This is a genomic window from Evansella sp. AB-P1 (genome assembly GCF_029688925.1).
GTDB lineage: Bacteria > Bacillota > Bacilli > Bacillales > Salisediminibacteriaceae > Evansella.
In genome coordinates this window covers 75,789-91,295 of sequence record NZ_JARUKY010000013.1, presented here as the reverse complement: position 1 = coordinate 91,295, position 15,507 = coordinate 75,789, and the positions used below count along the sequence as shown (strand labels likewise).

The window sequence follows — 15,507 nt, the reverse complement described above, 5'->3', positions numbered from 1 at the left end:
GATCTAGTTGAAAAGAGTGATAAGGTTGAAAACGAATGATTACATTAAATACGTAACCGAGCAGGTTGTATCATATGTAGATCAACCAAAAGAAGAAAAGAGGGCGAGAAAGGAAGAAAAACGGAACATGCAACAGCCAAAAGCCTATCAACTGTTTGGTTTAATTCCTTTTGCTATTTCCCAAACATATAAACAGTGGAGAAATAAAGAGTGATTAAGGAACAACTCATACCATTCCTGTGGTATGAGTTTTCTTTATGAAAAGATAAGAATTTATAAAATTTTTTTCTAACGTAGTCTAGGAGACAGGATGTCGATGATTTAACCTTTGCCCACTGGACGCGGGTGTTCTTAGGTTAAATTGAGGCGCCATCGGCTCGAGGTCAAATAACCTGCCCGATTAAAAGTATAACATCGCACTTTTTATCGGCCAGAACATTTGCTTGTCGCCGGAGATAGGATGTCGACATTACGCTTTTCTTATTATTCCCCTATAAAATAATTTTTATAGGGGAGACTCTCATGTAAGTTGCACCATGGGTATGAAAATACTTAAGATGGTTCGTACGTTCTATTCAGAAGCTTTTTTAACATGGCAAGGCCTCAGCCTCAAAACTGGAGTTACCAGCTTTCACTCCTGAAGCTATATTTTTTCAGGGAAGCATTTTATTTTATTCACTAAGTGGATGGTTAAGGAAATAAAACAACCCTCCATTAATAATTGAAATTTCTATTTTAGGATCGTATTGTTCCTTTATAGCTTCTTTTTCATGAAAGTAAGTTTCAGGTTTATCCTCTTCATCCTTATAAAAGGTTTCCAATAAAGCTATATCCTTTTTTAGTTGATCTACTGCTACTTTCGCCCATTGATGATCTTCTTCCTCTAATTGTTCATAAATATATTTCTTAATTCTTTCCAAGCCAGATTGTGGCTTTATAATAGGGTTCATTTTAAAACAGTAATCTGGTATTTGCTCTGTAAAGTTCTTATATTCTATATGTGACTGAATGTCATGAATCATTTCACCGGTGATTAGGCTTAAGCCAATGGAAAAGAAATGATCCTTTTTATGGTTACTCCGATAAGAAATTACTCCATTTAATATAATCCAAGGTTTTAATGGTTTTGTAAAACCATTGGTATTAACTGATTCATAGAGTAATACATGGCTTCCTAAGCCAGTTGCAGTATCAAATATTTGATGTAATCGTGGAGATCCAAAGTGGATGAGCTCCCCTTTTAAATCTTCATTCACCGAATCCCTATCTGTAATTAGCGTTAATTTCATTGGATTAGGAACACCGTTCATTTTTTCAATGTAATGCCAATAAAAAGGACGGTTCATTAACGCCTTATCCATCTCTATGGATAGTTGTACATGTAAATGACCTGGAGATTCATCAAGTATTTCACTATTATTTTCTATAAAAAATTCTTTTAAATACTCGTGAATTTCTAGTTGGTTCATTAAAGGCACCCTTTCTATTTAGCTATTATGGAGGAGAGATTGTCCATTTTTACTCTCATTTCACCTTCAGATTCTGAATGAAGAAGTATATTGGATACATGTTCTTCAAACTGATTATTAGTAAACTTTTCAAGAATGTCATCTAGTTTTCCAATGACCCCTTCAAAAAGCCCGATTTTCTTATACAATAGCTTTAATATATGGTCTTCAATCGTATCTTTGACTGCAAAGTTGTATATTTGCACATCTTCCTCTTGACCAAGTCGATGTATTCTTCCAATTCGCTGTTCAATTCGCATAGGGTTCCATGGTAAATCATAATTGATCATACGATGACAGAATTGAAGGTTTATTCCTTCACCACCAGCCTCCGTTGCAATTAAAACTTGTGCATGGTCTCTAAAAAGTTGCTTCATCCAATCTTTTTTACTTCGTTTAAACCCACCACGGAATGGAACAGATTTAATTCCGTGTTGACCAAGAAACCACTGTAAATATAACTGCGTAGCTCGATATTCAGTAAAAATAATTACTTTATCATTTGATTCTTTAATTATTGAAAGAACTTTTTCAGCTTTGGAATTTGTACCAACCTCATTAATTCTTTCTGCAACTTGATTCAAGTCTTCCATAATAGTAGTTTCATTTTCATACTGTTCCATCAATCCTTTTAAGGTCATGTACGCAGCTTCTCGACTGGAACAAACCTCACGTTGGAGGGTTAGTGTTGTGAATGCAATCCCTTGTCCAATTGATTCCTCACGTTTACTATATCGATGTTTTAATTTACTAACTTCATCGTATAAGTTTCTTTCCTCTTGAGTAAAGGTGATTGGTACAGTTTGGACGTGTCGCTTTGGCCAGTCCATACCTGAGTCTGAACGTCGATTTCGTACCATTACTTTTTGTATTAATTCATTGAGTTGTTCATGATCTTCCTTATACTTTTCCTCAAAACTTGTCTCATCACCTAAATAACCGGGCTTAAGTAATGAAATTAAATGGAAAACCTCACTTAAACGATTTTGAACAGGTGTTGCTGTTAATAGTAAACAAAATTTCTTTTTTAAGCTTCGTACAAACTGGTAGTTTCGCGTATTTTTATTTTTCAGTTTGTGTGCTTCATCTACAATAATAAAGTCATAATTTATATCTTGTATTGTAGATGCATGAGGCTCTCTTTTAGCTGTATCTATCGAGGTAACGGTAATGTCTACTAGTTCCCATGCTGGTCTTTTTCGTTGTTCAATTGCTGGTATAAAAAACTTTTCATTTAATTCTCTACACCATTGGGTAACGAGTGAAGCAGGTACGAGAATTAAAACTTTACTAACCAACCCTCGAATCATATATTCTTTTAATATTAACCCAGCTTCTATTGTTTTACCTAAACCCACCTCATCAGCTAAAACAGCTTTTCCGTTCATTTTATCTATCACTGTTTGTGCAGTTTCGTATTGGTGAGGATAGATTGTTAAATCTGGTAAGTGCTTTGTGGCTTCTAACCCATGAAACTCTTCAACTAATCGATTTTTACCTGCTTTCAATGCCATATTATATGTTGTCCAATTTCCAAATCCTTTGTTAGTTTCAAGAGATTCTAAAAATTTCTCTGTCCAGTTTTCATCATAGTGTATTTTAGGTAACATTTTCACATCTCCTTTGAAATAAGATGTATAAGAAAAGCTTTTTGCTTTTTTATCCGATACCTTACCCCTAATGCTTTTCTTAATTTCTTCCTATTTTATTAGTGTTAGCATCTCTTTCTTACATAAACACTATAAAAATAAAAATAATCTATATTGTCATATTAAATAAAAAAGTGGTACGATAGGAATTAAGATGATACTTTCTTAGTATGAACGTTTTTAAAGCAATTCATGAATAAGCACTAGTTTAAATTTGCACTATGCTGGAACGGACGTTATTACAATAAAATAATTAGCGAATGAAAATAAGGGGAGAGATCGTTCTAATCTTTTTATAGTACGACGCCGAAGGAGCAAACTACGTTTAGTGGTGAATCTCTCAGGCAAAAAGACTCTTATTGGACGCAACTCTGGAAAGAGCTCAACGGAAACGTTGTGACACCCAAGGGGCTACCTTATAATTTAATATAAGGAAAAACTCTCAGGTAAGAAAGACAGAGACATGCTTATAAATTATTTATAGGCATGTCTCTGTCTTTTTTTGCATTTTCTAAGCTGTCCTGAGACATGCAGGTAGCATTCGTAAAATCTTAAATTCTTGTTATAGAAATACGAGAAGGCTGATCATCATCTTTAGATATTTTATTTATTACTCGGAGGTGTGGAAACATTGTCAATTAAAAGAACGCCATTATACGAAGTATACAAAGAGTATAACGGGAAAACCATTGATTTTGGAGGATGGGAGCTTCCAGTTCAATTTGCTGGGATTAAGGAAGAACACGAAGTAGTTCGTACGAAAGTAGGGTTATTTGATGTATCACATATGGGAGAAATTGAAGTGAAGGGCGAGGATGCACTTTCCTTTTTGCAGAAAATACTTACGAATAATTTAGAAAAAGTAAAAAGTGGAGCTTGTCAGTATACTGCAATGTGTTATGAAGATGGTGGTACAATCGATGATCTAGTAGTTTATAAGCGCAGCGAAAGGGATTTCTTACTTATTGTGAATGCATCAAATATTGAAAAAGACTACCAATGGTTACGAAGTCATGTAAAGGGAAACGTTATAGTGAATAATGTTTCAGATGAATATGCTCAATTAGCAATTCAAGGCCCGGCAGCTGAACAAGTAACTCAAAAATTAACGACTACAAATTTATCAGAAATAACCTTCTTTAAATTTCAAGACGATGTTTCATTAGCTAATAAAAATGTACTTATTTCTCGTACTGGATACACAGGTGAAGATGGCTTCGAAATATATTGTAGGCCAGATGATGCAGCATATCTATGGCACACACTAATAGAGGCAGGGTCTGATGAAGGGATTCAGCCATGTGGACTGGGGGCAAGGGATACTCTCCGGTTTGAAGCACGGTTACCTCTTTATGGTCAAGAGCTTTCAAAGGATATTTCTCCTGTAGAAGCAGGAATTGGCTTTGCAGTGAAAACGGATAAAGAGGTAGATTTTTTTGGTAAAGATGTCCTGAAGCAACAGAAAGAAAGCGGCGCTTCTCGAAAGCTTGTAGGTTTAGAAATGATTGATAAAGGGATTCCTCGCACTAATTATGAAGTATTCAAAGATGGAGTGAAAATAGGCTTTGTAACAACAGGAACGCAATCACCGACATTAAAGAAAAATGTAGGTCTTGCTCTTATAGATCAAAGATTTAAAGCATTAGATACAGAGGTGGAAGTGCAGGTTCGAAAACGTAGATTGAAAGCGAAAGTAGTTGCAACGCCTTTTTATAAAAGGACATAAATTCAAAAGTATAACTTTACTAGAAGAGGATGTTCAAAAAGTCCGGGAAAAAAATCTGTCGAACCTCTGAGTTGTCTTGCTTTTCCATTCCTCACGTATTAAAAGCATACGCTGTGGAACTCAAAGCTACGCAGCCTTGATCTTTCGACGCACAGGACGTGCTAGTGTTGGCGTTCCAACAGGGCGTTGCGACTTTAGACGACTCGGCTATTTTTTCCTCCTATTTGAACAAGCACTAAAACAATAGATAAAAGGGGATGAACACTTGTGAAATTTCGTTATTTACCAATGACGGAAAATGACCAAAAAGAAATGCTAGAGACGATCGGTATTGATCAGCTTGATGAACTTTTTGGTGATATTCCTAAAGATATTCGTTTTAAGGGAGATTTGAAGATAGAGGAAGCCTTAGATGAAACGAGACTAATAAAAGAAATGCAACGAATAGCTTCGAAAAATTTAAATGTGAAAGAATTTACTTCCTTTTTAGGTGCTGGAGTATATGAACATTATATTCCTACAATTGTTAATCATATGTTACTCCGTTCAGAATTTTACACTGCCTATACACCATACCAGCCTGAAATTTCCCAAGGAGAGCTTCAAGCAATCTTTGAATTTCAAACGATGGTTAGTGAATTAACGGGAATGGAGATTGCAAATTCTTCCATGTATGATGGTCCAACAGCATTAGCTGAAGCAGCTATGATGAGTGCAGGACAGACAAAAAAGAAGACTATTCTCGTATCGAAAACGGTTCATCCAGAAGCGAGAGCTGTACTTAAAACAAATGCTAAAGGCCAAAATTTGACTGTGATTGAAATTGATGAAAAAGATGGGCTTACTGATCTTGATCATTTATCCGATCAATACAATGATGACATTGCCAGTGTGATTGTTCAATACCCTAATTTCTTAGGGAATATTGAAGATTTGTCTGCAATTGAAAAAATTAGTCATCAAGGAAAAGCCTTATTTATTGTTTCTTCTAATCCCTTAAGCTTAGGGTTACTTCAACCACCAGGTGAGTTTGGAGCTGATGTTGTTGTTGGAGATGTTCAGCCATTTGGGATACCTACTCAATTAGGGGGACCACATTGTGGTTATTTTGCAGTAACGAAAAAACTTATGCGAAAAGTTCCTGGGCGTCTGGTTGGTCAAACTACAGATGAACATGGGAAACGGGGGTTTGTTTTAACTTTACAAGCACGTGAACAACATATTCGTAGAGAAAAAGCTACAAGTAATATTTGCTCAAATCAAGCATTAAACGCGTTAGGAGCATCTATTACTATGACTGCATTAGGGAAAAACGGAGTGCAAGAGATTGCTATGCAAAACGTTCAAAAAGCACATTATGCAAAAGAGCAATTGAGGAAGCAAGGTATAGAAATAGTCTATGAATCACCAACCTTTAATGAATTTGTCATTAAAGTAACCAAGTCAGTAAAGGAAGTAAATAAAGAATTACTAAAGGAAAAAATAATTGGTGGGTATGATTTGTCTCGTGATTATCCTGAAAAAGATAATATGATGCTCGTAGCAGTAACAGAACTTCGTACAAAAGAGGAAATTGATCAGTTTGTATCTGTATTGGGGGGAGTCAAATGAATCAGCAAGATCAAGCACTAATATTTGAGATAAGTAAAGAAGGACGCCAAGGTTATAGCTTACCAGAATTAGACGTCCCACAAGCGGATATTAACGATCTTATTCCAAAGGAATTTCAAAGGGAAAAGGTAGCAGAACTTCCAGAAGTTTCTGAGCTTCAAATTGTTCGTCACTACACAGCTTTATCAAGAAGAAACCATGGAGTAGACTCAGGTTTTTATCCTTTAGGCTCTTGTACTATGAAATATAATCCTAAAATTAATGAAGATGTAGCAAGGTTCCCAGGTTTTGCACATATTCATCCATATCAAGATGAAGGAACAATTCAAGGTGCGTTAGAGCTTATGTATAAGCTCCAAAATTCCTTAGCTGAAATTACGGGGATGGATGAGGTGACACTTCAACCAGCTGCAGGTGCTCATGGCGAGTGGACTGGATTAATGATGATCCGTGCGTACCATGAAGCAAATGGAGATACAAAACGAACAAAGGTTATCGTTCCTGATTCGGCACATGGAACAAACCCTGCTTCGGCTACTGTAGCTGGCTTTGATTCTGTAACAGTTCGGTCTAATGAAAAAGGATTAGTGGATCTGGAACATTTACGTGAAGTGGTCGGAGAGGATACAGCTGCTCTAATGTTAACGAACCCTAATACATTAGGTCTTTTTGAAGAGCAAATTGTAGAAATGGCGAATATTGTTCATAATGCAGGTGGGAAGCTTTATTATGACGGGGCTAATTCAAATGCAATATTAGGAATTACGCGACCAGGTGACATGGGGTTTGACGTTGTACATTTGAACTTGCATAAAACCTTTACCACACCTCATGGTGGAGGTGGACCTGGATCTGGACCAGTAGGGGTTAAAAAAGACCTCATTCCATTCCTTCCTAAGCCAATGGTAGTAAAGGATGGGGATATTTACCGATTTGATTATGATATTCCACAATCAATCGGACGAGTGAAACCTTATTATGGAAATTTTGGAATTAATGTTAGAGCCTATACGTATATTCGTACAATGGGGCCTGTTGGTTTGAGAAAAGTATCGGAATTTGCAGTGTTGAATGCAAATTATATGTTCCGTCGTTTGGAGCCTTACTTTGATGCTCCTTATACGCAGCACTGTAAGCATGAATTTGTTTTATCGGGGCGTAGACAGAAAAAATTAGGGGTTCGAACACTGGATATTGCAAAGCGTCTATTAGACTTTGGTTATCATCCACCAACGATCTATTTCCCATTGAATGTTGAAGAATGTTTAATGATTGAACCGACAGAAACAGAGTCCAAAGAAACGCTGGATGAATTTATTGATGCAATGATACAAATTGCTAAAGAAGCTGAAGATAACCCTGAAATCGTTCAGGAGGCCCCACATAATACAGTCATTGATCGATTAGATGAAACGACGGCAGCTCGGAAACCAATTTTAAGATATGTAAAAGAGAATTAAGCACAAAAAAACCTGTAATGAAAATCATAGTGGGTGTACTTCAGGGGTGCAAACAAGCCATTCGCAAGCAAAATCACATGCGATTTCACAACAGAAATCACATGTGATTTTTTCTTGTTATATCAGTGTTTTATGTTAAATAGATGTGACACCACAAAGTAATTCACAGGCCTATTTACATAGTTGGAAATAAATATATCCTTCAAGTGATTATGATGCGATTTGCCAAGCGAATTCTAATGTGAAAAGGAAGGACTTGGATATTTTTATTAAAGTAAATGAAAAGATATATATATCTTTCAAACAATGTAATGAAAGAAACGAGAGAAATGCTCAATTGAATAAATAAACGGAGAATTTACCCTTATTTAATAAATAGCACGGAAAATAGTCTGAATAGACGGAGAAATTCCGCTTATTGACTTGAATCTATTTAAAAAGGGGGAATTTCCTTTGCATAGGCGGAAAAACTACCCTTATTTGCATCGAAATTAGGTGGATTTTGATTTTAAACGGAAATTCTCCACTTATTTTATTTCAATGGTAAGGATAGGAATACATGGGCTTTGCGATAAGCCATGTTTGTCTAATAAATTCCCAAGAAAACCTCATTTACTTCAACAAACGGTTAGTGAAATAAGCAAACATAAAAACAATGGTACGAAGAACCTTCGTGCCATTGTAATATGCGAATTATACTGTGAATCTGTTGCGAAAGATGTGTGATATAGCGAGTGAATTTGTCTGTGATTTGACGTTTTGCACCTCACAAGTAAACCGTTATGAAAATCACTACAGGTTTTTTAATGTATTACCTACAAAGCAGTAGGTAATTTAATTAAATTATTTTTTTATTTTTCCAGACCATTTTCGAAAACCGCCTTTTAAGGATACGATTTCTTCTGCTCCACGTTTTTTACGCAGCACTTTTGCTGCAGAGATGCAGCGTGAACCGTTTTGGCAGTACAAGTATATAGGCTTGTCTGGTCTTATTTCAGTTAGTCTTTGACGCAGCTGTGATAAAGGAATATTACGAGCTCCTAAAATATAGCCTGTTTTAAATTCTTTCTCTTCACGAACATCAATTAACTGAGCTTTACGGTAGTTATTTCGAAACTCCTCTTGATCAATTGACTTTAAGTATTTCGGTTTTTTCATCCGTAGCACTAAGATAATAACTAATAGTAGTGTTAGGATAAATATGAGTAATGTATTATTCATAGAAATAGCCCTCTCCTTTGTCTCTATCTTAACTAGTATTCCAATATAAATGATATACGGAATTATTAAATGATGCAACAGAGGGAATATGTAAAAAAATGAGCAAACAGCTTTGATGATTCTATCTTTATTTTGTATGATGAGAAAGTAAATAAAATATTGTGAGGTATTGTGTTATGGAGACTTGGTTTTATTTAGATTCAGGTTATAAAGATCCGGCTTATAATATGGCTTTAGATGAAAAATTAATGGATTGGCATAGAGAAGGAAAGGTTCCGCCAGTTATTCGTTTTTATGGCTGGGATCCAGCCACATTATCTGTAGGTTATTTCCAAAAGGTTGAGAAAGAGATTGATTTAGAAGCCGTAAAAAATCATGGCTTGGGCTTTGTACGTCGTCCCACTGGAGGTAGGGGTGTTTTACATGAGGATGAATTAACATACAGTGTCATTGTTACAGAGGAGCATCCTGCTATGCCTGACAGTGTGACAGAGGCATACCGTGTTATTTCAGAAGGTTTACTTGAAGGGTTCCGATTATTAGGTTTACAAGCTGAGTTTTCAATACCAAGAACAGAAGAGGAGAAAGAACGACTTAAGACACCTCGTTCAGCAGTTTGTTTTGATGCTCCTTCCTGGTACGAACTTGTGGTGGAAGGAAGGAAAATTGCTGGGAGTGCTCAAACGAGACAACGTGGAATCATTCTTCAACACGGTTCCATTATTTTAACGTTAGATGAAGACAAATTATTTGATGTATTTAAATATCCTAGTGAAAGAGTTAGGGAAAGAATGCAAAAAGCATTTAAAAACAAAGCTGTGGCTATTGATGAATTGTCAGATAGACATATCACAATTGATGAAATGAAAAAAGCATTCAAGCAAGGCTTTGCTCAAGGCTTAAATATTCAACTTCAAACCTTCATATTGTCAGAAGAACAGGAACGAGAAGTGGAAGAATTAAAACAGTCGAAGTATGCAAGTGATAAGTGGAATTTTAAATTCTAAGTGTGGTAGAGAATATAAGAAGAGTTAATCTAAAGTAATCATAGTGGTGAAACATGTCGGTTAAACCCGGCATGTTTTTTCTTGTAAGATATTGTTGAAGAAAGTAGTGATTTGTATTTTAGTGGAGTAAATGCAAAAGGCGCAGATGGATACAAAATTCTAGTAAATTCAAGATGTGAATTTTATTAAAAAAAGAAATTAGCGCAGGATTCTCTCAACAAATCTTTCATTTTCTCATTTTTTTAGAAGTTATGAAAGTTGACAAAATAAATGTCACACTACTATAAATCAATATATAGTATTTTTCTATTTAATAAAAACACTATATATTGATGATGTTTTTTTTCTGTGATATAGTTAAACGTACAAGTAGTATAAGATTGGTAGATGTTTCCAAGTACCATTTAACTGATCTTTGACAACTAGATATAGTAGACTCAGTAGACGACATAGATGGTATAACAGAAAACTAGAGTTGAAAAAAGTGTGAAGTTTGACAAAATTTGTAGAAAGGGAGCGGAGGCCTGTGAAGACGTTTATGTCTGAAAAAACGATCAACGTGGAGGAGCTTAATCGAGATATTGAGCAATTCCCACAAGTTTTTCCGATTACTCCGGAAATGAAATTGAAACAAACTGGAGTATCACGGTTGGTCATGCTAGACCGCTATACGTTTAAAGACACCGAGAAGAAAACACTGAAGGTTGGGGACTTTGTCGTTTTAACGGTAAAGGCTGATCCGAAATTTCCAGCAAGAGGATTTGGATATGTCACTGACATTAACTGGAGTGAGAATCGCGCTAGTATTGCTGTGGACGATGAATTTATGGGTGTGTTGGACGATCCAGAAGAAAAGAAAACAGGGATTGTAAATCGTTCATTAGATACGATAGACAAGCCTTTAGAGATTTTTTATGAGCAAATAGCAAAGAGAAATGCGAGAGGATTAGCAGAAGTGGAGGTTGAACCTGAAAAACGGCAAGAGTCATTTGAAAGGTTCTATCATGAGCTTGTGAACATGAACTTCGTCCCTGCAGGTCGTGTATTGTACGGAGCAGGTGCAGAAACAGACGTAACCTATTTTAATTGTTACGTGATGCCTTTCGTAGCTGATTCACGTGAAGGGATTTCAGAGCATCGTAAGCAAGTGATGGAAATTATGAGTCGTGGTGGTGGTGTTGGAACGAATGGTTCTACACTAAGACCAAGAAATACCCTTGCTCGCGGAGTAAATGGTAAATCCTCAGGTTCCGTTTCCTGGTTAGACGATATTGCGAAGCTAACACATTTAGTGGAGCAAGGTGGATCGCGCAGAGGAGCTCAAATGATAATGTTAGCGGATTAATAAAGGAGCCTTAGTCCGCGTCATTCAGAAAATGAATGACTAGAAAATTGGGTGAATTGCTGGAAAACCCTTAGAGTCAATCAAGCTACAACGTGACTGGAAACGGTGGGCGTGAATGCTTAAAAATTGATTGAATTGGGTAATCAGCAGCCAAGCGTCATTGGGTTAAAGTATTGGCGAAGGTTCAACGACTAGAGGGTGAGTCCCAACAATAACCCCTCATAAGTGCCCAACCCCAAACAGAAAGTGCTGTGGGTGATGATATAGTCTAGACCGTAAATAAATATCCTGAAAGGGACGGTATGTACGTGGCATCCAGACATTTTAGAATTTATTATTTCTAAAATGCAAAATCCGAGAATTTTAAGATACTTACTAGAAAATACTGAAGACGATCATATTCAGCGTCTTATTAAAGAAAAATTAAAGTTCACTCCTTTATCCGAGCTTGAAGAAGCGATGTATCAAGGAATCATTAACTATAAACATATCCCTGGTACAGGAGGCTTTGATCCAAAGGTGATTCAAGAAGCAGAAGAAAAGCTGCGTACTGGTGGAACATATTCTGTTAATAATTCCGAATTCTTAACTGGTGCAAATATTTCCGTTTGTATTACGAAAGAGTTTATGGAAGCGGTAGAAAATGACACAGATTATAAACTTCGTTTCCCTGATGTAGAAAACTACAACAAAGAAGAAATGGAAGCATACAATCGTGATTGGCATGAATACGGTGATGTTCGTGAATGGGAGGCGTTAGGCTTCGGCGTTCGAACGTATAGAAAAATTAAAGCAAAAGAGCTTTGGAACTTAATCAACATTTGCGCAACGTATTCAGCGGAGCCGGGTATTTTCTTTATTGATAATGCAAACGAAATGACAAATGCAAAAGCCTATGATCAAAAAGTAGTTGCAACGAACCCTTGTGGGGAACAACCACTTGCGCCGTTTTCTGTTTGTAACTTGGCAGCTGTCAATTTAGCAGAAATGGCCGATAAGGAAAAGAATGAAGTAGATTATGAAAAACTAATAGAAACAGTTGCAACTGGTGTGCGTATGCAAGATAACGTTATTGATGCAACACCGTATTTCCTTGAAGAAAATACAAAGCAAGCAAAAGGTGAAAGGCGTGTTGGTCTCGGAGTAATGGGATTACATGATCTACTCATTTATACAGAAACTGTGTATGGCTCTGAGGAAGGAAATACCCTTGTAGATAAAATCTTTGAAACGATTGCAACTACTGCTTATCGTACAAGCATCGAGCTTGCGAAGGAAAAGGGAAGCTTCCCATTCCTAGTAGGATCCAATGACCAAGAAACACAACACCTAAGAATGAAATACATCAACACTGGTTACATGAAGAAGATGCCAGAAGATATTCGTCAAGGAATATTACAATACGGTATCCGAAACTCACACTTATTAACCGTTGCTCCTACGGGTAAAATTGTTGCCCCCCACGCTTGTGAAAGTGTGGCGTAAACTTGGCTGTATGCGGGAAACACTGAGTATCCTTTTGTACCTGTGACTTGCCATCACGATTGAAGGTAAAAATCAAAAGGTGCAGTCAATCCGCAGGGAAGTCGTGGCTGACCCTTCAACGACTACACGCCGAGCAACCATTACTCTTTACAAAGAAGAACGAATGTTCGATAATTGTAAAGAGGTGAATATTCATGAAAAAACAGTGCCTTAATTGTAAAACATGGATAAATGTCAGACCGAGCCACTTTGAAAGAAAAAAATACTGTTCTAGAAATTGTAAAACAGAGTATCAAAAGTCACATCCTCCTGAGTATTGGACTAAGCTATCTACTAAAATTGACGTAAAATGTAGTTATTGTGATAGTTTGCTTTTAAGGAAAAGATGTTACGGCCAAAATAAATACTTTTTTTGTAACAGAGAGTGTCGAACTAATTATATGAGGGGAAATGGGAGCAATATAAATCAGCATTTAAGAAATAGAGTAAAAATTAAGTGTTTGATATGCGAGACTTTCTTTGAAGTTCCTATTAACCGAAAAAATACGGCTAGATTCTGTTCTAAGAAATGTTTAGGCAAGGCAAATGGTATACGTGGCAAAGTACAATATAAAAACAGGAAGGAAGTTCAATGTAGTAATTGCGGTAAGTTGTTTGAAAAGAAACCATCCGTAATAAAGCAATGGAACTTTTGTACAGTGAATTGTATGTCAGATTTCTACTCTAGAACAGGTTATTTTAGCGGGCATAAAAGTCCGACGTGGCAAGGTGGAGACATAGATTATTACGGTCCAAACTGGAGAGCACAGCGTAAAAAGGCTCGGAAACGTGATAATTATACATGTCAGGACTGTGGTAATACCGAAACAGAATACGGAAGAGAATTATCAGTACATCATATAATTCCATTTAGAAAATTTAATGGTAACTGGAAATTAGCTAATAAACTTTCTAATTTAGTTTCGGTTTGCGAGTATCCATGTCATCGAAAGAGGCACAGCAAAAATGGTTGAAGATATAGTCTGAACCGTATAGCGATATGCGGAGTGGGTAAAATCCCACCGTCTACTTTACTGTAGATAGTAACAAATTGAGCACTGGAACAATGGTTGGAGTGAGTACTGGACTGGAGCCTTACTTCTCATTTTCTTACTTCCGTAGCGGTCGTTTAGGAAAGTTCATCGAAGTAAAAGCACAAATACTGCAAGATTATTTGGATAATAATCCAGGTACAGATCCAAACGAATTACCAGAATGGTTCGTATCAAGTATGGAACTTTCACCTGAAGCACATGCAGATGTACAATGTGTTATCCAGCGTTGGGTAGACAGTTCATTGAGTAAAACCGTAAATGCACCACGTGGCTATACAGTAGACCAAGTGAAAAAAGTGTATGAACGATTATACAATGGTGGTGCAAAAGGTGGAACTGTTTATGTTGACGGCAGTAGAGATTCACAAGTTTTGACCTTAAAAGCAGAAGAAAATGATATGTATGCTGTAGAGCTTGCTGGTGAACCAGAACAAGATACGAAAGATAGTAAAAAACAAGTAGTTCTCATTGAAACAATTTCAGACGTTCGTAGTACATCCGTTACTTACGGAAGTGAAGTAGGAGACACTTGTCCTGTATGTAGAAAAGGAACAGTAGAAGATATTGGTGGATGTAATACATGTACCAATTGTAGTGCACAATTGAAATGTGGGTTATAATATAAATTGTAAAAAGAGGAATTCCTACAATGGATATTCCTCTTTTTTATTCGAGAATCAGAAAAGACTAATCAAGTATGCATTGTGAATAGTTGAATTATTATGACTTTTGGACAAAAAAATCAGAGTAAAATTTGCTTAAAAAGGGACAGAACTCAGTTCTCTTTTTAGGATACCTATTCTAATTACTCGAAGTTAACTTTTGACTTTTCTAGTACATGCTCCTATTTTATAGTATAATTTTACATAATGTACGAACAAACAAATATTGTTATCATAGACTGAACTATACAATGTTTTTAAAGTAATGTTTGGAGGGGACAACATGCCGACACCGAGTATGGAAGATTACATAGAAAGAATTTACTTATTAATTGAAGAAAAAGGATATGCCAGAGTCTCTGATATTGCAGAAGCACTTGAGGTGCATCCATCCTCGGTAACAAAAATGGTACAAAAGTTAGATAAGAGTGAATATCTCGTTTATGAAAAATATCGTGGTTTAATTTTAACATCAAAAGGAAAAAAGATCGGTAAACGCCTTGTATATCGCCACGACTTGCTTGAGGAATTTATGAAAATTATTGGGGTAAATGGTGAAAATATTTATGAAGACGTGGAAGGGATTGAGCATCATTTAAGCTGGGATGCTATTGATCGCATAGGTGACCTCGTACAATATTTTGAGGAAAATCCAGAAAGAATAAACGACCTACGGATTGTACAGAAAAAAAATGATGCTGTGGAAGAGCAATCTTAAGGCTTGTTTTAAGTAATCAAA

The 15,507-nt window shown here is 36.3% G+C and carries 10 protein-coding genes, 3 pseudogenes and 1 riboswitch; of the genes and pseudogenes, 10 read left to right on the top strand and 3 right to left on the bottom strand.

Going from position 1 to position 15,507, the window contains the following annotated elements:
* The first annotated feature begins 16 nt into the window (after positions 1-16).
* A complete protein-coding gene (locus tag QA612_RS14675; RefSeq protein ID WP_278284629.1) occupies positions 17-214 on the top strand; it encodes a YqzE family protein in 198 nt (65 codons plus the stop codon).
* A gap of 457 nt (positions 215-671) precedes the next feature.
* On the opposite strand, the gene QA612_RS14670 is transcribed toward QA612_RS14675, so the two are convergent.
* Positions 672-1,469 carry a YqhG family protein gene (locus QA612_RS14670; protein WP_278284565.1) on the bottom strand — a complete coding sequence of 266 codons (798 nt, stop codon included), beginning with the start codon at positions 1,467-1,469 and terminating at the stop codon, positions 672-674.
* 14 nt (positions 1,470-1,483) lie between these two features.
* On the bottom strand, positions 1,484-3,118 hold the full coding sequence (locus QA612_RS14665; protein WP_278284564.1) for a DEAD/DEAH box helicase: 1,635 nt from the start codon (positions 3,116-3,118) through the stop codon (positions 1,484-1,486).
* Positions 3,119-3,417: 299 nt separating this feature from the next.
* Positions 3,418-3,523, top strand: a riboswitch (glycine riboswitch).
* A 265-nt stretch (positions 3,524-3,788) separates the two neighbouring features.
* On the opposite strand from QA612_RS14665, the gene gcvT reads away from it, so the two are divergent.
* From gcvT to gcvPB, 3 genes are all read left to right on the top strand, one after another.
* Positions 3,789-4,883, top strand: coding sequence for a glycine cleavage system aminomethyltransferase GcvT (gcvT, locus tag QA612_RS14660; protein WP_278284563.1), 1,095 nt, complete (start codon positions 3,789-3,791; stop codon positions 4,881-4,883).
* A gap of 267 nt (positions 4,884-5,150) precedes the next feature.
* A complete protein-coding gene (gene gcvPA / locus QA612_RS14655) occupies positions 5,151-6,494 on the top strand; it encodes an aminomethyl-transferring glycine dehydrogenase subunit GcvPA (protein WP_278284562.1) in 1,344 nt (447 codons plus the stop codon).
* Positions 6,491-7,954 (top strand): aminomethyl-transferring glycine dehydrogenase subunit GcvPB, encoded by a 1,464-nt coding sequence (gene gcvPB, locus QA612_RS14650; RefSeq protein ID WP_278284561.1) that lies wholly within the window; start codon positions 6,491-6,493, stop codon positions 7,952-7,954. The genes gcvPA and gcvPB overlap by 4 nt, the downstream gene beginning before the upstream one ends.
* 843 nt (positions 7,955-8,797) lie before the next feature.
* On the opposite strand, the gene QA612_RS14645 is transcribed toward gcvPB, so the two are convergent.
* The gene (locus QA612_RS14645; protein ID WP_481804446.1) at positions 8,798-9,112 is read right to left on the bottom strand and encodes a rhodanese-like domain-containing protein; all 315 of its coding nucleotides are present in this window, start codon (positions 9,110-9,112) and stop codon (positions 8,798-8,800) included.
* A 239-nt stretch (positions 9,113-9,351) separates the two neighbouring features.
* Here QA612_RS14645 and QA612_RS14640 point away from each other — a divergent pair, with 239 nt between their 5' ends.
* The 6 genes and pseudogenes from QA612_RS14640 (at position 9,352) to mntR (ending at position 15,486) form a co-directional block, all read left to right on the top strand.
* Positions 9,352-10,182, top strand: a complete 831-nt coding sequence (locus QA612_RS14640; protein WP_278284559.1) for a lipoate--protein ligase family protein — start codon at positions 9,352-9,354, stop codon at positions 10,180-10,182.
* A 538-nt stretch (positions 10,183-10,720) separates the two neighbouring features.
* A pseudogene (locus tag QA612_RS14635) lies at positions 10,721-11,524 on the top strand (ribonucleotide reductase N-terminal alpha domain-containing protein); the annotation flags it as partial.
* Between the two features lie 312 nt (positions 11,525-11,836).
* A pseudogene (locus QA612_RS14630) lies at positions 11,837-12,973 on the top strand (vitamin B12-dependent ribonucleotide reductase); the annotation flags it as partial.
* 233 nt (positions 12,974-13,206) lie between these two features.
* The gene (locus QA612_RS22515) at positions 13,207-14,025 is read left to right on the top strand and encodes an HNH endonuclease (protein ID WP_481804445.1); all 819 of its coding nucleotides are present in this window, start codon (positions 13,207-13,209) and stop codon (positions 14,023-14,025) included.
* Positions 14,026-14,105: 80 nt separating this feature from the next.
* A pseudogene (locus tag QA612_RS14625) lies at positions 14,106-14,726 on the top strand (vitamin B12-dependent ribonucleotide reductase); the annotation flags it as partial.
* A gap of 325 nt (positions 14,727-15,051) precedes the next feature.
* Positions 15,052-15,486 (top strand): transcriptional regulator MntR, encoded by a 435-nt coding sequence (mntR, locus tag QA612_RS14620; RefSeq protein WP_278284558.1) that lies wholly within the window; start codon positions 15,052-15,054, stop codon positions 15,484-15,486.
* The last annotated feature ends 21 nt before the right edge of the window (positions 15,487-15,507 follow it).